General features: G+C 40.9%; 18 protein-coding genes. 13 read left to right on the top strand and 5 right to left on the bottom strand.

Annotation, left to right across the window (positions count from 1 at the left end; genetic code table 11):
• Positions 1–68 precede the first annotated feature (68 nt).
• Positions 69–944, bottom strand: coding sequence for a translation elongation factor Ts (tsf, locus tag VF675_RS05685; RefSeq protein WP_004972793.1), 876 nt, complete (start codon positions 942–944; stop codon positions 69–71).
• Positions 945–1,087: 143 nt separating this feature from the next.
• Positions 1,088–1,834: a 30S ribosomal protein S2 gene (gene rpsB, locus VF675_RS05680; RefSeq protein WP_004972791.1), complete on the bottom strand. Its 747-nt coding sequence runs from the start codon at positions 1,832–1,834 to the stop codon at positions 1,088–1,090.
• A 208-nt stretch (positions 1,835–2,042) separates the two neighbouring features.
• Here rpsB and map point away from each other — a divergent pair, with 208 nt between their 5' ends.
• From map to VF675_RS05655, 5 genes are all read left to right on the top strand, one after another.
• Positions 2,043–2,870 (top strand): type I methionyl aminopeptidase, encoded by an 828-nt coding sequence (gene map, locus VF675_RS05675; RefSeq protein ID WP_004972787.1) that lies wholly within the window; start codon positions 2,043–2,045, stop codon positions 2,868–2,870.
• A gap of 341 nt (positions 2,871–3,211) precedes the next feature.
• Positions 3,212–4,264, top strand: coding sequence for an OmpW/AlkL family protein (locus VF675_RS05670; protein WP_416665383.1), 1,053 nt, complete (start codon positions 3,212–3,214; stop codon positions 4,262–4,264).
• Positions 4,265–4,505: 241 nt separating this feature from the next.
• The gene (locus VF675_RS05665; RefSeq protein ID WP_179997279.1) at positions 4,506–5,717 is read left to right on the top strand and encodes an MFS transporter; all 1,212 of its coding nucleotides are present in this window, start codon (positions 4,506–4,508) and stop codon (positions 5,715–5,717) included.
• Positions 5,710–5,844 (top strand): hypothetical protein, encoded by a 135-nt coding sequence (locus VF675_RS05660; protein WP_004972778.1) that lies wholly within the window; start codon positions 5,710–5,712, stop codon positions 5,842–5,844. The genes VF675_RS05665 and VF675_RS05660 overlap by 8 nt, the downstream gene beginning before the upstream one ends.
• Before the next feature lie 244 nt (positions 5,845–6,088).
• The gene (locus VF675_RS05655; RefSeq protein WP_131261572.1) at positions 6,089–7,045 is read left to right on the top strand and encodes a TauD/TfdA dioxygenase family protein; all 957 of its coding nucleotides are present in this window, start codon (positions 6,089–6,091) and stop codon (positions 7,043–7,045) included.
• Between the two features lie 160 nt (positions 7,046–7,205).
• Here the strand turns inward: VF675_RS05655 and sthA are convergent, their stop codons facing one another.
• Positions 7,206–8,621 (bottom strand): Si-specific NAD(P)(+) transhydrogenase, encoded by a 1,416-nt coding sequence (gene sthA / locus VF675_RS05650; protein WP_042068765.1) that lies wholly within the window; start codon positions 8,619–8,621, stop codon positions 7,206–7,208.
• Positions 8,622–8,908: 287 nt separating this feature from the next.
• Between sthA and lipA the strand changes: the two genes are divergently transcribed.
• Together lipA and VF675_RS05640 are read left to right on the top strand one after the other, a co-directional pair.
• Positions 8,909–9,922, top strand: coding sequence for a lipoyl synthase (gene lipA / locus VF675_RS05645; protein WP_096902386.1), 1,014 nt, complete (start codon positions 8,909–8,911; stop codon positions 9,920–9,922).
• Positions 9,923–10,120: 198 nt separating this feature from the next.
• Positions 10,121–10,507 (top strand): carboxymuconolactone decarboxylase family protein, encoded by a 387-nt coding sequence (locus VF675_RS05640; RefSeq protein WP_004972770.1) that lies wholly within the window; start codon positions 10,121–10,123, stop codon positions 10,505–10,507.
• Positions 10,508–10,584: 77 nt separating this feature from the next.
• On the opposite strand, the gene VF675_RS05635 is transcribed toward VF675_RS05640, so the two are convergent.
• On the bottom strand, positions 10,585–10,845 hold the full coding sequence (locus tag VF675_RS05635) for a hypothetical protein (RefSeq protein ID WP_004972768.1): 261 nt from the start codon (positions 10,843–10,845) through the stop codon (positions 10,585–10,587).
• A gap of 206 nt (positions 10,846–11,051) precedes the next feature.
• On the opposite strand from VF675_RS05635, the gene VF675_RS05630 reads away from it, so the two are divergent.
• Positions 11,052–11,564, top strand: coding sequence for a tetratricopeptide repeat protein (locus VF675_RS05630; RefSeq protein WP_131261573.1), 513 nt, complete (start codon positions 11,052–11,054; stop codon positions 11,562–11,564).
• A gap of 90 nt (positions 11,565–11,654) precedes the next feature.
• Here the strand turns inward: VF675_RS05630 and VF675_RS05625 are convergent, their stop codons facing one another.
• Entirely contained in the window at positions 11,655–12,161 is a 507-nt protein-coding gene (locus VF675_RS05625; RefSeq protein ID WP_096902396.1) for a cysteine peptidase family C39 domain-containing protein, read from the bottom strand.
• A gap of 220 nt (positions 12,162–12,381) precedes the next feature.
• Between VF675_RS05625 and ahcY the strand changes: the two genes are divergently transcribed.
• The 5 genes from ahcY (at position 12,382) to VF675_RS05600 (ending at position 21,027) form a co-directional block, all read left to right on the top strand.
• Positions 12,382–13,764 carry an adenosylhomocysteinase gene (ahcY, locus tag VF675_RS05620; RefSeq protein WP_004972762.1) on the top strand — a complete coding sequence of 461 codons (1,383 nt, stop codon included), beginning with the start codon at positions 12,382–12,384 and terminating at the stop codon, positions 13,762–13,764.
• A gap of 183 nt (positions 13,765–13,947) precedes the next feature.
• The gene (gene metF / locus VF675_RS05615) at positions 13,948–14,784 is read left to right on the top strand and encodes a methylenetetrahydrofolate reductase [NAD(P)H] (protein ID WP_004972760.1); all 837 of its coding nucleotides are present in this window, start codon (positions 13,948–13,950) and stop codon (positions 14,782–14,784) included.
• 41 nt (positions 14,785–14,825) lie between these two features.
• Positions 14,826–15,545: a 16S rRNA (uracil(1498)-N(3))-methyltransferase gene (locus VF675_RS05610; RefSeq protein ID WP_167846119.1), complete on the top strand. Its 720-nt coding sequence runs from the start codon at positions 14,826–14,828 to the stop codon at positions 15,543–15,545.
• A gap of 186 nt (positions 15,546–15,731) precedes the next feature.
• A complete protein-coding gene (locus VF675_RS05605) occupies positions 15,732–18,608 on the top strand; it encodes a putative bifunctional diguanylate cyclase/phosphodiesterase (protein ID WP_440204910.1) in 2,877 nt (958 codons plus the stop codon).
• 139 nt (positions 18,609–18,747) lie between these two features.
• The gene (locus VF675_RS05600) at positions 18,748–21,027 is read left to right on the top strand and encodes an NADP-dependent malic enzyme (protein WP_004972754.1); all 2,280 of its coding nucleotides are present in this window, start codon (positions 18,748–18,750) and stop codon (positions 21,025–21,027) included.
• The last annotated feature ends 61 nt before the right edge of the window (positions 21,028–21,088 follow it).

Genomic DNA, 21,088 nt, shown 5'->3' with positions numbered 1-21,088 from the left:
TATATTCACAAAAAAGCCCCAAAATAAATTGGGGCTTTCCTTACAAAATATTTTACCTTAAGTAAAAATTATTTTGCAGCAGCTTGAGCAGCAGCAACTTCTTCAGCGAAGCTCATTTCTGCTTTTTTCTCAATACCTTCGCCTACTTCGAAACGAACGAATTGAGCAACAGTTGTACCAGTTGCTTTTAATACTTCAGCAACTTTCTTCTCGTTGTCAATTACGTACATTTGACGATCAAGCGCAACTTCGTTCAAGTATTTTTCAACTGAACCAGTTACCATCTTCTCTACGATGTTTGCAGGCTTACCAGATTCAACTGCTTTCGCTTCTGCAATTTCTTTCTCTTTAGCGATAAGATCAGCAGGAACTTGTTCAGCAGTAACAGCAACTGGGTTGAATGCAGCAACGTGCATTGCAATACCTTTACCAGTCGCAGCATCACCTGTGTAAGAAACAACAACACCGATTTTTAAACCGTGCTTGTACACAGCAAGGTTTTCACCTTCAACGATTTGTGCACGACGAACTTGGATGTTTTCACCAATTTTTTGAACAAGTGCAACACGTGTTTCTTCAACAGTTGCGCCATCTTCAAGTTTAAGTTCAGCAATTTTAGCAGCATCAGTTTCGTTTGCAGCAAGAGCAGCAGCAGCAACTTTCGCAGAGAAACCAGCAAAGTTTTCGTCTTTTGCAACGAAGTCAGTTTGACAGTTTACTTCTAAAAGAATCGCTTTGTTGCCTTCTTGAACGATTGTGATTGCACCGTCAGCAGCAATGTTACCTGCTTTTTTAGCAGCTTTTGCTTGACCAGATTTACGAAGGTTGTCAATCGCTAATTCGATGTCACCGCCCGCTTCTGTTAATGCTTTTTTACATTCCATCATTGCTAGACCAGTACGATCACGCAATTCTTTAACCATGCTTGCTGTAACTGCAGTCATGTTTATCTCCTAAAATCGGTAGAAAATGAATTCTTTTTTTAACAGAAACGGCCCAGAGGGTGTCTCTTGGGCCGTCTGCATACATGACGCTTACTTTGCCACCATCACATGTCGCAAAAATGACAAGCTTACGTCAAAACGCATTAAGCCTCAGAAGCAGGAGCTTCTTCGCCTTTTGCTTGAGCATTGGCTTGAGTTTGAGCGTATTCTTTACCAGCAATGATCGCATCAGCCATTGAAGAAGCGTAAAGTGTTACTGCACGGATCGCATCGTCGTTACCCGGAATAACGTAGTCTACGTTGTCTGGGTTAGAGTTTGTATCAACGATACCGATTACAGGAATACCTAAGTTTTTCGCTTCTTTAATTGCAATTGCTTCGTGATCAACGTCAATTACGAATAATGCGTCAGGTAAACCACCCATGTTTTTCACACCGCCTAAAGCGCGCTCAAGTTTTTCCATTTCACGGCTACGCTCTAAAGCTTCACGTTTAGTAAGCTTAGCAAAAGTACCGTCAGTAGACTGAACTTGAAGATCTTTTAAACGGCTGATAGATTGGCGAAGTGTTTTCCAGTTCGTCAACATACCACCTAACCAACGGTGATCTACATACGGTTGACCAGCGCGTTGAGCTTGTTCACGGATGATTGCAGAAGCAGCACGTTTTGTACCAACGAACAAAACTTTGTTCTTTTTGCTAGCCAATTGGTTTGCAAAGTTCAAAGCATCATTTAACGCAGGAACAGTGTGTTCAAGGTTGATGATGTGAATTTTGTTACGCGCACCAAAGATGTATTGACGCATCTTTGGGTTCCAGAAACGTGTTTGGTGACCAAAGTGTGCGCCAGCTTGAAGAAGGTCGCGCATGCTTACGTTGTAATCTGCCATTTTCTTTACCTTAAATGTTTGGGTTAGGCCTCCATATATCCGCATTCTCCACCCCAAAGGGCACCCAGAGTAATGTGACGATATATGTGCGGATTTTTAATTTCCCTTTTACCAAGCTCTTTGAAACATATTCATAAAAAGCATTTGATAAAATGGGCGGCTATTTATACCATAGTCACACACAAATTTCCAAAAGTTTTTAAAGATCATGAACACAACTTATCAAGCACCTCGTCGACTCATCAAAACCGCAGAAGATATTGAAAAAATGCGCGTGGCAGGACGACTGGCGGCAGAAGTTTTGGAGATGATCAAAGCACACGTTAAACCAGGCGTTACTACGCTCGAACTGGATACGATTTGCCATGACTATATTGTCAATCAGCAACAAGCTATTCCTGCCTGCTTAGGTTATGGTGCTGCTCCGGGTCGTCCAGCATTCCAACACACCATTTGCACATCGGTTAACCATGTGGTTTGTCACGGTATTCCGTCAGAAAGTAAAGTGCTGAAGAAAGGCGATATTTTAAATATTGATGTCACAGTCATTAAAGATGGTTTCCACGGCGATACCAATATGATGTATATCGTGGGTGGTGAAACTTCCATTTTAGCCAATCGTTTATGCAAAGTTGCCCAAGAAGCGATGTATCGCGGTATGGCAACCGTTAAACCCGGTTCAACCATTGGTGATATTGGTCATGCGATTCAAAAATATGTTGAATCTGAACGCTTTAGTGTCGTGCGTGAATATTGCGGTCATGGTATTGGGACGACCTTCCACGATGAGCCACAAGTATTGCACTATGGTCAAGCCAACACAGGCATGATTTTAGAAGAAGGTATGACTTTTACCATTGAACCAATGGTCAATGCAGGCGTATGGCAAACCAAATTACTTGGCGATAAATGGACAGTGGTGACCAAAGACCACAAATTATCGGCACAGTTTGAACACACCATTTTGGTCACCAAAGATGGCTTGGAAGTGCTGACTGCCCGCCCTGATGAAGATTTATCACGCTTTACTGCATAACGTGTTTGCAGCCAAAATCTGTCATTGGCTAAAAATTTAACCCGTATGTCAAAAAGATCAGTTCCGACTGGTCTTTTTTATTAATTTCAACGCATACAATTTCTATAAAATCTTTTTATTTCAAACCAATAGAACTTTAAAGCCATCCAATAAAACAAGCATTTTCACGTATTCAACAGTTTTGGATTTAACAAAACATCTGCACACTTTTCCAGTTATTCACAAAAGTTTAAAAAAATATCTTGTAAAAACAACAGTTTTATTTTTCCAGTCCATTTCATAATGCCTTGCATAACAATGCCGTAAATAACAACAAGCAAAATTGGACATGGAGTTCCACAATGAAAAAAACACTATGCTGTTTGGCACTGAGTAGTTTGCCAGTCATCAGTTATGCCAACTCACCTTATTTTAGTTTAAAAGATGGTGATGGTTTTAAACGCTTTTCTGTTTCGGTAGGTGCGCTGCACGTTATGCCACAAGGCAAAGCACAACCTTTTCGGGTCAATACAGCCATTCACAACGGCTACACAGCCGATGTCGGTGAGGTTCAATCTCAAACTGTAAGAGATAATTTACGTGACGGTTTTGAGCCACCCGTATTATTAAGCGGAGCATTAAATTTACTGCCTACCGTACCTGCCAACATGAGTGGACAAGCCACAATTTCAGGTTTGGAGCAATGGGATAATCCCGGCACAGGTTTAGAAGCAGATGATGTCACCACACTGGGTATTATCAGCAACTATTTCTTTACCGATAATATTTCCTTTGAAGTCAAAGGCGGCATTCCACCTAAAGTTGATTTGCAAGGCAAAGGTAAAATTTATGCACCCTTCTCCGCAATTGCACGTCCATTAGGCGGTGCGTTGGGTGAACTAGAATTACAAAATGATATTTTCATTACCGATTTAGCAGCGCATGGCCCTGCTGCTTCTGCCCGCGCATGGACACCTGCATTTGAGTTTCAATATCACTTTGGCAAAACAGGCGTAAATAAATTTCGCCCCTATGTTGGCGTCGGTTTGATGTATGCCTATTTCAATGAATTAGAAATTAATCCACGTACTGAGCAGGACTTAATTGCTTCAGGTCACATGATTGCCAATATTAAAGAAGGAAAATCAGGCGCATCTTTAGAAAGCAAGCCAAGTTCAGCCAATCCTAAAGTTGAGTTAGATGCGACCGATGCGTTTGCGCCAGTTGCGACTGTAGGTTTTACCTATGACTTCAATGAAAAATGGTTTGCAGTTGGCTCACTATCTTATGCACACCTTAAAAATGAAACCACCATTACGGTGACCGATGCCAAACACGGCGAATTAATTCACTCTAAAGCAGATATTGAAGTGAATCCAGTGATTGCCTATGCAGGTTTTGGTATGCGTTTTTAAGCATTAATAGCAGTCTTTGATCAGTCCTATTTAAGACGATAATCCCCTTCACTTAATCCTTCTCCCACAGGGAGAAGGATTTTTCAATATCCATTTGGCTTGTAGCTCATGATCATTTTTTACTTAGAATATTCAAACTAATATCTATAACCAAATTTTATCATTTGATGAATTTTATTTTATCGCGATCTGCGGCTGAATCGACTACCATAACAAGCTGTTAGCCATACGTGGATGCCTTATGTCGAATGCTCAATTTTCCAAACCTCTAATTTATATGTTAATTGGAAGTGCCATTATTTTGGCATTATCGCTTGGGGTTCGGCATGCATTTGGTTTGTATTTGGTACCGATGAGCCATGAATTTGGCTGGGGACATAATGTCTTTAGTTTAGCCATTGCCATGCAAAACCTGATTTGGGGTGCAGTCCAACCCATCACAGGTGCTTTTGCAGACAAATACGGCAGTAAAATTGTAGTTGCAGTTGGTGGTGCACTGTATGCACTCGGCTTATTGCTCATGGCCGTCAGCTCGACTGGGTTATTGCTAAATTTAAGTGTGGGTTTAATTTTAGGATTGGCTCTTTCTGCGACATCATTCCCAGTATTACTTTCTGCAGTGGGTCGTGCAGCTCCACCAGAAAAGCGTAGCCTTGCAATGGGTATTGCCAGTGCTGCAGGCTCGTTTGGGCAATTTATCATGTTGCCATCGACCTTATTGTTATTACAAAGTGTAGGTTGGTCGGGCGCATTAATTGTCAGTGCGATTTTAATTGTCTTGATTGTTCCTTTGGCATGGATGCTCAAAGCACCCATGTATCAAAACCCTAATGCAAGTTCAGTCAGCCAACCCGCTTTAGGCTTTAAACAAGTTTTGGTGATTGCCAAAAACCATAAACCCTTTTGGTTTTTAGCTTTGGGCTTTTTTGTCTGTGGTTTTCAAGTGGTGTTTATCGGGATTCACTTACCTAGCTACTTAATCGATCATGGCTTTAATGCAACCACAGGCACAGTTTTTCTAGCACTCGTGGGTTTATTTAATATTGTAGGCACTTATACGGCGGGTTGGTTAGGTGGTCGCTATTCCAAACCACACTTGCTGATGTGGCTTTACGGACTACGCGGTATTGCCATTATCGCCTTTTTAATCCTGCCTTTAAGCATCTGGACAATTTATGCATTCGGGATCATTATGGGTTTGTTGTGGTTATCTACAGTGCCTTTAACCAATGGTATTGTGGCAAATATGTTTGGGATTAAATACCTGACCATGCTCAGTGGCATTGTGTTTTTTACACACCAAGTCGGCTCATTTTTTGGTGGATGGCTTGGCGGTTTAAACCACGATCTGACAGGTAACTATAATGCTATCTGGATTGTTTCTATTGCTTTAAGTGCGTTTGCGGTCTTGGTGCATTTCTGGGTCAATGAGGAGCACGTCATTCATGACTAATTCTTTATTTAATTTTAAAGTGCTGCTCGCGCTGGCGGTTATTGCCCTGCTCGTCTTTTCAATTTTTTTATGGATGCAAACGCCTCAACTGTTTGAGTATTTTAATCAGGCATTCTGCGCACATTAATTGTCTGCGTCACTCGATCTCTTTATCAATGTATTCAATACTGAAGGAGTAACTTATATAACTTGCTCCATTGACTAGATTGCATTTAAACAGCAAATCTATGCAAAATAAGTTAAATGGTTCAAGATCAAACATTTATTTAAAAAGATAATATTTTCATAAGCTTAGCATTTCTTTTAATTTTATCTGATGGCTGTTTTTACTTAAATTTTCTTGACCATATACCAAGAAAGAGTAAAACCCAATGAGCAGTCTAAGCCCACTTTCTCAAGCGATTCATGATGCACCACGTTGGCATCAAGCCGATTCATTACAAAATCCTAATGATATTCAAATACAACCTTTAGCAGGTGCTGCCTTAGGTGCTGTCGTGACAGGACTAGATACGAAAAAATCCCAAACAGGGGCAACAATTTATCGTCTAAAACAAGCTTTGGCACAACATCTAGTTTTGATATTTAAACAACAACAGCTAGATGATTTACAGTATTTAGCATTTGCCAGTTACTTTGGTTCTATTTTCCGTCCAAGTTCAGACAATCCTGTTTTAGGCAGTCAAGCCGACACAGGCACACCGCCCGATGTTGTACCGGTATCTAATGCTGTTGGACAAGGTGATTATACGGGACATGCAGAACTCAAACCGCATGCAGACCATCAATGGACACCTCTACCCTCTTTTGCCTCGCTGCTGTATGCCATAGAAATTCCAAAACAAGGCGGACAAACTACGTGGTACAACACCATTAAAGCCTACGATGCCTTAGATGAAACCACCAAAGCGGAAATTAATCACCTTCAACTCATTACATACAACCCTTTTGTTCGTGCGCAAAATACGACTGCAACGGGTAGCTATGGTAATTCGCCGCTGTATCGTTTTCATGATCAACCTATTGTTGGTCATGGCTATCCACACCCTTTGGTGAGAGTCCATCCTGAAACTGGACGTAAAGCCCTTTGGCTGAACACCCATTCTGAAGTTGAGTTGCTCAATTATGACGATCAGGCAGGTAGTGAATTAATTGCTCGGCTCCGCGCACATATTTTAAAGCCAGCCTTCCGCTACACGCATCATTGGGAACAAAGGGATTTGGTATTTTGGGACAATCAAGTGACCTTACACTCTAGGGAGCCATTCCCTGCCGAGCAACGGCGCTTACTTAAAAGAATAAGTTTGGCGGGTAGCCGGCCATTTTAATCTTGCTACTCATGTTAAAAGGCAGCACGCCACTATTGGACTCAAATAAAAAGATGCGCCAAAACTAAAATAACAAACGAACAACTTAGAATAAGAAAACCCGTAAAGCCTAAACTTTACGGGTTCTTTTTTAATGAACTTTAAGCAATATTGCAGCAACTTAGAATAAACGATTCATACCATTTAAAGTTGCTACACGGTAAGCTTCAGCCATGGTCGGATAGTTAAATGTTGTTTCAACAAAATACTTAATTGTATTGTTCGGGCTGTTCATCACCGCCTGACCAATGTGGATAATCTCTGCCGCATTATTACCAAAGCAATGCACACCCAATACTTCTAAAGTGTCACGGTGGAATAAAATCTTCAATTCACCCACTGTATCACCCGTAATTTGCGCACGCGCTAAATGACGGAAAGATGCCTGACCAACTTCATAAGGAATTTTTTCTTCCGTCAATTCCTGCTCAGTTTTACCAATCGAAGAAATTTCTGGAATGGTATAAATACCTGTTGGAATATCGGTCACAGGCGCAACATTTTCTTCGCCACTCATATTTGCACCCGCGCAACGACCTTGGTCATAGGCAGCTGATGCTAACGAAGGCCAACCAATTACATCGCCCGCAGCATAAATATTCTCTACTTCGGTTTGATATTGATCATTGACTGTTAACTGACCACGGCTGTTTGGCTTAAGTTCGACATTTTCAAGACCTAAACCATCGGTATTACCCGAACGACCGTTACACCACAAAATCGCATCGGCTTTGATTTTCTTGCCACTTTGCAAATATAAAACCACATGATCATCAAAAGTTTCTAAATGATCAATTTGCTCATTGTGGCGAATCAGCACCCCTTGCGCACGCAAGTGATATGACAAGGCATCTGAAATTTCATCATCCAAATAGCTGAGCAATTTGTGCTGAGTATTAATCAAATCAACTTTATGATCTAAACCAATGAAGATGGATGCATATTCACAACCAATCACACCCGCGCCATAAATAATAATTTTTTGAATCGAGAAATCCAAATCCAAAATTTTGTCTGAATCAAATACACGTGGATGGTTGAAATCCAACATTTCTGGACGATATGGACGGCTACCTGTCGCAATCACAATTTGCTGACACATAATGGTTTCTTTAATGCCATCTGCACCAAATACCAAGACCGTATTTTTATCTTGGATATAAGCACGACCATGATAAATCGCAATTTCATTACGGTCATAAAAGCGAGAGTGCGTTTCAACTTGCTGCTGAATAACTTTATGCGCACTTTGCAACACTTGCTTCATGGTGAACTGACGCCAATCGCCCATTTTTTTAAACATTGGGTCACGGCGATAACGGATAATATTCGACACTGTCTGACGCAATGCTTTACTTGGAATGGTACCCACATGGGTACAGTTACCGCCAAGCTGCTCACGAACATCTACAATCGCAACACGCTTACCAGATTTGGCAAGTTTCATTGCCGCGCCTTCACCCGCAGGGCCTGAACCGAGAACAACCGCATCGTACTTCACGAAAGTTCCACTAACGACCTCTTTTTTACGTGGCATTCAACGCTCCTTTTCTTTAAATCTGTCTTTTCAATGGGCTATATTATGACGTAAATCTTTTGAATTTTCTGTATTTACTGTGCATATATTACGTGATAACCACATTTTTTATATGAATATCGTTTTTACCCAATTTAAGCACAATTTCGTTATAATAACCGTCTTATGATGAAGTTAAGGTGACATTTTACTTTTGCACTTAGATTCGGTTTAATCAGACTCTATTTCACGTAAAATCTAGCCTACACTAAATCTCTCCCCTTTCAAAAACAGTGGAAAAGTTGAATATGTCTGCAAACCGTAAACCAGAACAGGGTGTCAAACTTCGTGGTGCTGAAAAAGTCGCACGTATTCCTGTAAAAGTTGTTCCTACGGTTGAAACGCCTCGTAAACCTGACTGGATTCGGGTCAAAATGACGGCACCAGAAGAAGTTCAACGTATTAAAACCACTTTGCGTCAGCAAAAATTGCACACCGTTTGTGAAGAAGCCGCTTGTCCAAACCTTCCAGAATGCTTTGGTGGTGGTACAGCAACCTTTATGATCATGGGTGATATTTGTACCCGTCGCTGCCCGTTCTGTGATGTTGCGCATGGTCGTCCAAATGCACTAGATCCTGAAGAACCTCGTCACATGGCAGAAACCATTGCCAACTTAGGCTTAAAATATGCCGTGATCACCTCTGTAGACCGTGATGACTTGTTAGATGGTGGTGCACAACATTTTGTCGATTGTATTAAAGAAGCCCGCTCTTTAAGCCCAAATACGTTGTTAGAAATTTTGGTGCCAGACTTCCGTGGTCGTATGGATATTGCACTACGCATTATGACCGAATGTCCGCCAGATGTTTTTAACCACAACATTGAAACTGTGCCACGCTTATATAAAGCCATGCGTCCGGGTTCAGACTATCAGCACTCTTTGAACTTGCTGAAAATGTTTAAAGAATATTGCCCAGATATTCCAACCAAATGCGGTTTGATGGTAGGTATTGGAGAATCTGAAGAAGAAGTTATTGCACTGTTAGATGATCTTAAAGCGCACGATGTAGATTATGTGACCATTGGTCAATATTTACAGCCATCTAAAGAACATGCGCCAATTGACCGCTTTGTAACACCTGAAGAATTTGAGCGTTATACAGCGCATGGTCAAAAGTTAGGTTTTAAAAATATTTGGGCTGCGCCAATGGTACGTTCAAGTTATTTTGCAGACCGTCAATATTATGGTGAACCTGTACCAACAGTACGTCGTAAAGCCGACCCTGCTAAAAAAATTAGCGTGCAAACCATTGAAGCTTAACACTCGCTTATTTCAAAATTTGCGATAAAGCTAAAACAGCCCCGACTTTATGTTCGGGTTTTTTTATACCTTGTGGATATATTAAAAATAGATAGATGTGAATATTTTTTGATGGTCTACGACCAAGTGCGCATGGTGTCATCGCCATAAATTGTTAATCTATACACCGAGCTCAAACAATAAAACAGGGATAGTAAAATGTCACAACAAGACTATGACAATGGCTTAAAAGTTCGCACTGAAGTCATGGGCGAAAGCTTTGTAAAACGCGCACAGGACAACACTGTACCATTTACCCAACCTTTGCAGGACTGGATTAATGAACATGCATGGGGTTCAACTTGGCAACGTGAAGGTGTGTTACCACGCAAATATCGTTCCTTAATTACTATCGCCTTTTTAACTGCTTTAAAAAGCCCGACAGAGCTTAAAGGACATATTCGTGGTGCGCTAAATAACGGGGCAAGTGTCGAAGAAATTCAGGAAGTCTTGTTACACAGCTTGCCTTATTGTGGCGCACCTGCAACTCAGGAAGCTTTTCGCGCAGCGTTGGAAGTTTTGGCAGAACATACTGCAAATACTTAAACGCAATCTAAATCAAAAAATATAAACGCTCGACATTTCACTAAAACTATTTGGTGAAATGTCGGTAGAGTTGAGTTTTAAATCCAATACACATTAAAGCTATAAAAGAACTCATTTAACTCAAAGCGCACCTGATAACCCAAATCAGTCAGCTGTGCCGATAAATTTCGAATATCTTCTAAAGGTAAATGTTTTGGCAGCACAGTAAAAACTGCGGTATTGCCCTGCTTGGCATTCTCTTCGATTAAAGACGCCAAACGCTGCTTATATAATTCAATATCTAGCTTGGCATGATCTGAATAAACTTTTGCTTGTTCAGCAGTTAAAAAATTTGCCATCTTATTGTTCTCATTATGACCATGTTTAACATTCAGCATATTGAAACTTGACGATATGGCTCAAGTGATTTTTTGTTATTGTCTGCATAAACGCATGATCAATTAACCCTAATTTTTTAAAAAAAATCACACCGAAGATGGCTTTTTCCCAGCAGACCTTTTAGGCTATCGCACAATCTTATGTTGTAATTTTGCTGGATGACATTATGTCAGAATCTGTTTCAATCTCCCCTGCGCTAATGAACCGCGCCATTGCAGGACAAGCCGATGCCCAATTTGAAGTGGCGGTGCTGTATATGCAAAGCGATTTTAATGAAGATATTGAACTTGCCGAACAATGGGCGCTCAAAGCTGCCGCAAACGGACATATCGAAGCCATGTATTGGCTTGGTGAAGGCTATACCGTATATGCCAAAGATGTTCTAGAAGATGACCCTGAAGATGCCAAACAACATTTTGAAGATGCTTTTGTCTGGCTCAAAAAAGCCAGTGATGCACAACACCCTGCCGCTATTTTAGAGTTGGCAGGCTACTACCGTCGTGGTGATGTGGTTGAACAAGATGTCGCTCGCTCTGTGGCATTGGTACAGCAAGCAGCAGAATTGGGCGAAGTACAAGCCATGCGAGACCTTGCTTTTATTTATGCAAATGCTTTGGGTGTAGATGCTGACGAAAATAAAGCTGAATATTGGACACAAAAAGCAGACGCAGCGGAGTAATCCCTTTGTCTAGCCAATCAATTGATGGGCTAGACAATTTTTTGCATGACTCGAATCGTCATTGAATAAAGCTTAGACTTTGAATAACACTTAGACTTCGACCACAATTACTTGTCTGCAAATGCCCTCTTGCTGACGCTGTTGTTCAAACACAGCCGCAGGCATCGGCTCAAAACTGTCAAAGAAACAAATTTCAGCATCATCAATTGAATATAGCAATGAGTGATTGCCCACGCCTTCTAAAGTGTCGTAATAGACAATTATAAATTTATTTTCATCAAATGCGTGCTGAATTTGCTGATAGCCGATTGCCGCCAATACAGGCAATTTAAGCTGTTTAGCTTCGGCATAACTTAACTTTTCTGCATCTTGTAAATCTGGGTCAGGGTCAGTATAAAACTGCACATTAAAGCCAAACTTTTTCAGTCCAACAGCCAAGCCAATTGTGGTTGTGCCCTGCTCTGGCGTATAACCACACACTTCAATCAATTGTTGAATATCGGCATCAATTCCTAAGTGTCGTAGCAACATCCACACTGCGTAAATCCCGCCGTTGGCTTCTAAATTTGCCAACTCTTGAGGAAGCTCTAAAGCCATCATTCAATCTCAAAAATATGTTTGTAGTGATAATAAACAAAACATGATTGGAACTGAATCAATTTCCAAGTACAATATCGCGCTAGTCGAGGGATGCTGCGACGTTTTACAGGCACGAAATGTAAAATCGCCAGGCTCGACCAGCATAGCAACGCGTTTGCTATGCAAGAAACGGCATCCGCGAACTGAATGATCAATTGTTTTTTATAAGGAGATCGTGATGAACGCGGTTAATGCTTCATTTACAGATTATAAAGTTGCCGATATCACACTAGCTGATTTTGGTCGTAAAGAAATCAAACTTGCAGAAGCAGAAATGCCAGCCCTTATGGGTTTGCGTAAGCGCTACTCAGCTGCAAAACCTCTTGCAGGCGCGAAAATTCTCGGCTGTATCCACATGACCATTCAAACTGCTGTTTTAATTGAAACGCTAGTTGAATTGGGCGCAGAAGTTCGTTGGACTTCTTGTAACATCTTCTCTACTCAAGACCACGCTGCTGCAGCAATTGCTGCTTCAGGTGTGCCTGTTTTTGCTTGGAAAGGCGAAACTGAAGAAGAATATGTATGGTGTCTTGAACAACAAATTAATGTAAATGGCACACCATGGGATGCCAACATGATTTTGGACGATGGCGGTGACTTAACTGCACTTGTTCACGAAAAATATCCTGCATTATTAGAGCGCATTCACGGCATTACTGAAGAAACCACTACGGGCGTACAACGTCTAATTGAAATGTGGAAAGATGGTTCTTTAAAAGTGCCTGCAATTAACGTCAACGACTCTGTGACTAAATCTAAAAACGACAATAAATACGGTTGCCGTCACTCACTCAACGATGCGATTAAACGTGGTACAGACATGTTATTGTCTGGTCGTCGTGCATTGGTTATTGGTTATGGTGATGTAGGTAAAGGTTCTGCACAATCTTTACGTCAAGAAGGCATGATTGTTCGTGTTTCTGAAATTGACCCAATTTGTGCAATGCAAGCATGTATGGATGGTTACGAAGTTGTATCTCCGTACAAGAATGGCGTACAAACAGGCAATAAAGCAGACGTCAACCTAGAGCTTTTAGAAAATACTGACTTGATTGTGACTACAACAGGTAACTATCACGTGTGCGACGCAGCAATGCTAGATACACTTAAAGCAGGCGCTGTTGTATGTAACATTGGTCACTTCGATACTGAAATCGACACCAACTACTTACGTGGTTATAAGTGGGTTGAAGTGAAGCCACAAGTACACCAAGTGTATCGTTCAGAAAACGAAAACGATTATTTAATCTTGCTTTCTGAAGGTCGTTTAGTGAACTTGGGTAACGCAACAGGTCACCCATCACGTATTATGGATGGTTCATTTGCTAACCAAGTATTGGCACAAATGCACTTATTTGCAGAGAAATTTGCCGATCTTCCTGCCGATCAAAAACAAGCGGCAATTCGTGTTGAAATCTTACCGAAAAAACTAGACGAAGAAGTTGCTGCTGCAATGGTTGCTGGTTTTGGTGGTGTATTAACACAATTGACTCAAGTACAAGCGGACTACTTAGGTGTAGCTGTTGAAGGTCCGTTTAAATCGGATGCTTATAAATACTAAGTTTTTAATCCTTCTCCCTAACCCTCTCTCATAGGGAGAGGGAATGATTCATTGTTTAATGAATGTATTCGAGGGTAAGTCCTCTCCTGAGCAAGTTTAAAGCACTGCTTTTAAACCCAGCGCAAGAGAGGATTTAGGAGAGGTGAAAAAATATAAATAAGTATTTATAACAAGGATTGAATCATGACCAAACAAGTTCCTATTTCATTTGAATTTTTCCCATCTAAAACCGATGTAGGTGCAGAAAAACTCAAAGTTGTGCATCAAGAATTACAACTTTTAAATCCAGAGTTTTTTTCTATCACTTATGGTGCAGGTGGTTCTACTCGTGAACGTACTTTATCGACCATTAGCGACTTCAATGGCAAAGGCACACCTGTAGCGCCGCACCTGTCTTGTATTGGTGATGACAAAGCGCGTATTGCTGAATTGCTTGATATTTATAAAGCACAAGGCATTGACCGCATTGTGGCTTTGCGTGGTGATTTACCTTCAGGTCAAGTTGGTTTAGGCGAATTGCCGTATGCGTCTGACTTGGTGCGTTTTATTCGTGAACATTCAGGTGATCATTTTCACATTGAAGTTGCGGCTTATCCTGAAATGCATCCACAAGCAGACCACTTTGATCAAGACATTAAAAACTTTGTCACCAAAGTAAATGCTGGTGCCAATGCTGCCATCACCCAGTTCTTTTTTAATCCAGATGCGTACTTTTACTTTGTAGAACGTATTCAAAAGCAAGGTGTGAATATTCCTGTTGCGCCTGGCATTATGCCGATTACCAATGCCAGCAATTTAATTCGCTTTGCAGATGGTACAGGTGCAGAAATTCCACGCTGGATTCGTAAGCAATTAGCAACCTATGGTGATGACACAGCTTCAATCAAAGCCTTTGGTCATGAAGTGATTATTAAACTGTGCGAACGCCTGATTGCAGGTGGTGCACCAAGTTTGCATTTTTACACCATGAACAACACCGAACCGACTCGTCAATTAGTGACAGATCTTGGTTTGGCTTAAGCTGTATTTTTCATATTTATTGACTTGAACGAGTAATCCCTATGCCCCGTTTTTATATTGAGGCTGAATTAGCAGTAGATACGCAAGTTGAACTGACTGAAACAGTATTTCATCACTGGGTGAAAGTACTACGCGCACAAGTCGGTGAAACCGCCACCTTGTTCAATGGGCAAGGTGGTGAATATGAAGTGGAACTGGTTGAAGTTACCAAAAAAACAGCGCAAGTGCAGATTAAAAGTTTTAATCCAGACAATCGCATCCCAAGCTTTAGCGCCTTATTAGGACAAGTAATGAGCAAAGGCGATCGTATGGATTATGCGATTCAAAAAGCGGTAGAGCTTGGCGTGACTAACATTCAGTTGCTCACCTCTGAACGCTGTGAAATGCGCTTAAAATATGACCGCGATCAAAAAAAATTAGATCATTGGCAAGGCATTGCCATTGCAGCCTGTGAACAATGTGGCATGAATATCGTACCGAAAATTTTAGCCCCACTACGTTTAGAGGACTGGCTGAATAGTGACCTTCTTCCTACCACCAAATTAGTGTTAGCACCGAATAAAGATCAAGTAGATGTGCTAAACAATGTCAGTAAAGATTTGGCTTTATTAATTGGGCCTGAAGGTGGTTTAAGCGAAACAGAAATTAGCGCTGCCAATGCGGTTGGCTTTCAAAACTGGTGTATTGGTACTCGGGTATTACGCACTGAAACCGCACCTGTGGTTGCTTTAGCTCTCTTAAATTATCGCTTGGCTGAGTAATTTATCCGTTTTTACAGAAATCGATTGCCAATAACATTGCAATTTATAAAGTACAGGATTAATCTCGAACAATATATTAAAAAATTTGCATAAAATTTAAACACAAAACAGCAATATTTTATGCATGAAAGTGATGTTATTTAAAAATATAAATGATGGAATCATTTAACTAGATTTTGGGGAAGTATGTCAGACGCTCAAGATGAATTGTTGCAGCAATACTTAGATGCTGCGCAAATCACCAATACCATTCGGCTTATTCGATTCTTTTTGGTCAGCATCCTGATTGTTTGCCTGTATGTGTTTTTTATTTATCAAATTTCTTTCTCACATTCATCACCTTACTTCAATATCTGGTTTATTCTCACTGAACTGACCATTGGTTCGTGTTTACTGCTCACAGCAATTCACTTTAAAGTGGGACAATATCAACTCCAACAAGCACATCGTTGGTTAAAATTGGTGTGTTTCTTGATCGGAACAGCAATCGCGGTTGGGGTAAGTTTACTGTATTACTTTTTACCTCAGCAAAACCCTGAACTGAGCAACTATGAAGCGATTATTTTAGCGGCCTTATTAATTATTGTGAGTCAAACCTTTGCCCTCACCTTTTTAACGCAGCGCTTGAGTTATTTTTGCTGGGTATTCATTCCAGTGATTACACCCTATATTGTCGCACAGTTTTTAGTTCACTCCGAAACTTCCGCTTTCTTTTTTCTCGCGACAAATTTTGCCTTAATTACCTTACTGATTTGTGCCAATACTTCAATGCACATGCATCGTCGTTTATCGAGCGTCTATTTTAAGAACGACCAACTCAAAAAAGCCGCAGAGCAACAAGTCGGCTGGACAGATCAACTCTGCCAACAATTACAAGTTGAAATGAACAAGTCCAAAGATATTGAACTTCAACTGCAATTTAACAATCAAATGCTAGAACAAAAAGTAAGAGAACGTACCTTTGACTTAGAACAAACGCACCAAGATTTAATCAATCAACAACATAGTTTAATTTTAGCGCATGAAGCCGCAGGTCTAAAAGCATGGGACTGGAATATACGGCAACGCAGTATTGTCTTTGGTAGTGGCGCACAGCAAACTCGTTTAGAGAATACCAAACAGCATCGGAATAAATTACAGCAACTGATTCACCCTGATGATATTCCGCACTTTCACCAAACCATGAAACAACATTTACGGGGTCTAACTGAACGCTATCAAGCCACATATCGCGTACAACATAGTTCAGGTCAATGGTATTGGGTGCATGATATTGGTCGGGTGATTGAGCGTGATCCTGTCACCAATAAACCTTTGCGCATGGTGGGGATTCGCCGTGACATTCACCAAGAACGAATTGGACAAGAGCGCTTAAAACTCACTGCCAGCGTACTTGAACAGGCAGCCGAAGGTATTTTTATTTTAGATGAAAACTTACGTTATATTGAAGCCAACCCATTCTATGCTCAAATGAGCGGATTTAAACGCGACCATATTTTAGGCAAATATCTGTTTGATTTGGTCGAGTCCCACAAAGCACATCAACGCATTACGCAAGAAGAAATTCTTCAACAATTGCTCAGCACAGGTAAATATGATGCTGAAATGAATACAAGATTCCGCTCTGGTAAAGAACTCGCAGTTCGTGTGCATATCAATGCCGTCACCGATGAGCAAAACCGCATTATTAATTATATTGGGATTGTGTCTGATTTAACCGAACATAAATTACAAGAACAGCGTCTATCCTATTTAGAAAATTACGACCCACTGACCGACTTGCCTAATCGCTTTTACTATAATTATCAACTACATCAATATCTTATTTCGCAGCAAGATTCATTGCAGCAATTGGCGGTCATTCGACTCAATATTGACCGTTTCAGACCTTTAAATGAATATTTAAGCAATAATGGTGGCGATGAATTACTCCGTCAAGTGGCGCAGCGTTTACGCATCACCAATGCCGAAGCGCTGTTTGTCGCGCACTTAAATGGCGATGATTTTGCAATTGTGTATGAAATTTCTCATATTCGCCCTTCTATACAGCAGCACTGTGAACGCATCACCAAAGCCTTTAATTTGCCGTTTAATGTGCAGGGACAAGAACATATTATTACCCTGTCGATGGGGGTTTCCCTCTATCCTGAACATGGACGCCAGCTGGATTATCTGAATAATTGTGCAGAACAAGCCTTGTCTGAAGCCAAGCGTTTGGGTGGTAATACCGTTAAATATTACGCTTTAGACAACACCAAACTGCTAGAACAAGATGTGCATTTAGAGCGTGAATTACGCCAAGCCATTAAAAATGATGAATTAATTGTATATTATCAACCTAAAATTGATTTCCATAATTATCAGGTGATCGGGTTTGAAGCATTGGTGCGCTGGCAGCATCCAACCAAAGGCATTATTCCACCCAACCTATTTATTCCTATTGCAGAACAAACCAGTTTAATTTCCGATATTGGTCGGGTTGTAATTCAACAAACTGCCAAGCAAATTCGTGAATGGAATCTGTTAGGTTTTGATCATATCCAAGTATCGGTTAATGTAGTTGCACAACAACTGCAACGTGGTCAATTGCTGCAAGATTTAGATGATGCGATTAATACCTATCAAATTTCAGGTGCAAGCTTAGAATTAGAAATTACCGAATCCTCTTTAGTGGAAAACTCCACAACCGTGAAGTCTTTATTAGATGAAATTAAACAACGTGATATTCATATCGCCTTAGATGATTTTGGTACAGGCTATTCTTCACTTTCTTACTTAACAGACTTCCCAATTGACAGTTTAAAAATAGACCGTAGCTTTGTTTCTAAAATTGGGAATACCAAACAAGAAGCCATTGTTAGTGCCATGATTGCTATGGGCAAAGCCATGGGCATGAGTGTGGTGGCTGAAGGGATTGAAACTGAGCAACAACTGCAATATTTGCAGAATTTAAATTGTGATATTGCGCAGGGGTATTTATTCTCTAGGCCTTTGCCTGAAAGTGAAGCGACCCAATTTCTAAAAGCCAATTTAGTATCGCGCGCTTATCGCTCCTTAATCTGAAACTAGACCCAAAAGCTCTAAGTTTGTTCTAAAAATAAACAGTGACGTCTGTGCTAAGGGGGCAAGTAATGGTATATTCGATAAGATTCATAAAAAAACCACCAGCATCGCTGGCCAACTTGTCACACACGAGATTCAGATGGACGATCAATCATTAAAACAGCAGGCACTTTACTATCACGAATTTCCAACACCAGGAAAAATCAGCGTTACTCCAAGTAAGCAGCTGGTCAACCAACGTGACTTGGCGCTCGCTTACTCACCAGGTGTCGCAGCACCATGTTTAGAGATTGAACGTGATCCTTCAACAGCTGCACTTTATACCGCTCGCGGTAACTTGGTTGCTGTCGTTAGTAACGGTACAGCAGTATTAGGTTTAGGTAATATCGGTCCTTTGGCGTCTAAACCTGTGATGGAAGGTAAAGGCGTACTCTTTAAAAAGTTTGCTGGTGTCGATGTATTTGACATCGAAATTGCTGAAAATGATCCAGACAAAATTGTAGATATTGTTGCAGCATTAGAACCAACTTTTGGTGGTATCAACCTTGAAGACATCAAGGCACCAGAATGTTTCTACATTGAGCAAAAACTTCGTGAACGCATGAATATTCCTGTGTTCCACGATGACCAACACGGTACGTCAATCATTGTAGGTTCTGCCCTACTCAATGCCTTGTTACTTAACGGCAAGAAAATTGAAGAAATCAAAATCGTTGCTTCAGGTGCAGGTGCAGCCGCACTGTCTTGTTTAGACCTGTTATGTGCATTGGGCGCGAAAAAAGAAAATATCATTGTTGCGGATTCGCGTGGTCTAATCACCACCAAACGTGAAGGTTTGGATGACTCGAAAAAACGCTATATGCAAGACATTGAAGGAACGCAACTTGCTGATGTAATTAGCGGTGCGGATATGTTCCTTGGTCTTTCTGCAGCGGGTATCTTGACCAAAGCTATGGTCAAAGAAATGGCTGAAAATCCAATTATCTTTGCTTTGGCTAACCCAGACCCAGAAATCTTGCCTGAACATGCGCATGAAGTACGTCCAGATGTGATTATGGCAACAGGTCGTTCGGATTATCCGAACCAAGTTAACAACGCACTTTGCTTCCCGTATATTTTCCGTGGTGCATTAGATGTTGGCGCAACTACCATCAACGAAGAAATGAAAATTGCTTGTGTACACGCAATTGCACGCATGGCACACATTGAAGCAGATGCAGCAACTTATGGTGAAAAATCTGCATCATTTGGTCGTGACTATTTAATTCCACGCCCACTTGATCAGCGTTTAATTCTTGAAATTGCACCTGCAGTTGCTCAGGCAGCAATGGATTCAGGTGTAGCAAGTCGTCCAATTCAAGACTTCTCTGCATACCGTCAGCGTTTGTCTGAGTTTGTATATAACTCGGCATTTATGATGAAGCCTATTTTTGCTCAAGCAAAAACTGATCCTAAACGTATTGCTTATGCAGAAGGTGAAGACTTACGCGTCCTTCGCGCAGTACAAATTGCAGTGGATGAAGGCTTGGCTAAACCAATCCTTGTAGGTCGTACCTCAGTGATTGAAGCGAACATTAAAAAGCTAGGTTTACGTCTGGAACATGGCGTGAATATGGAAATTGTAGATCAGGAAAACAACCCGAACTACGAAAAATTTGCAGATGATTACTACACCATCATGCAGCGTAAAGGCGTTACACCTGAATACGCGCAGCGTGAAGCACGTCGTCGCTCTACCCTCATTGCAGCAATGTTAGTGAAACATGGTTTAGCCGATGGTATGTTATGTGGTACTTATTCTAGCTACGATATTCACCTTGATTTCGTGAAAAATGTGATTGGTCTAAAAGAAGGTCGCACTAACTTCTTTACCCTTAACGCATTGATGCTTGAAGATCGCAACTTGTTCATTGCCGACACTTATGTCAACACAAACCCAACTGCTGAACAGTTGGCTGAAATGACACTTTTAGCGGCTGAAGAAGTACGCCGTTTTGGTATGACACCACGCGTTGCTCTACTTTCTCACTCAAGTTTTGGTTCTGACCAACAAGACTCTAGCGCACAAAAAATGCGTAAAGTCTTTGAAATCTTGAGTGAGATTGCACCTGAGCTTGAAGTTGAAGGTGAAATGCACGGTGATGCAGCATTAGACGAAAATATCCGTCATTTTGCTTTCCCGAACTCACGCTTCAAAGGTTCTGCAAACTTATTGATTATGCCGAACTTAGATGCTGCCAATATTTCATTTAACTTGTTGAAATCGACTTCAGGTAACAATGTTACGATTGGCCCTATCTTGTTAGGTGCAGCAAAACCTGTACATATCTTGACGCCAACTGCTACGACACGTCGTGTTGTGAATATGACTGCCCTCACTGTTGCTGAAATTCAACAAACAGCACAAGTTAAAGCATAAACCTATATTTCTGAGTGACTGACTCAGAATTATAGACTTGAGAAAACCTCTATTCTGTAGC

The organism is Acinetobacter sp. Lyrl_1 (assembly GCF_051948795.1).
GTDB lineage: Bacteria > Pseudomonadota > Gammaproteobacteria > Pseudomonadales > Moraxellaceae > Acinetobacter > Acinetobacter towneri.
The sequence above is the reverse complement of the archived record's forward strand: the minus strand, read 5'-3'. Positions and strand labels throughout refer to the sequence as shown.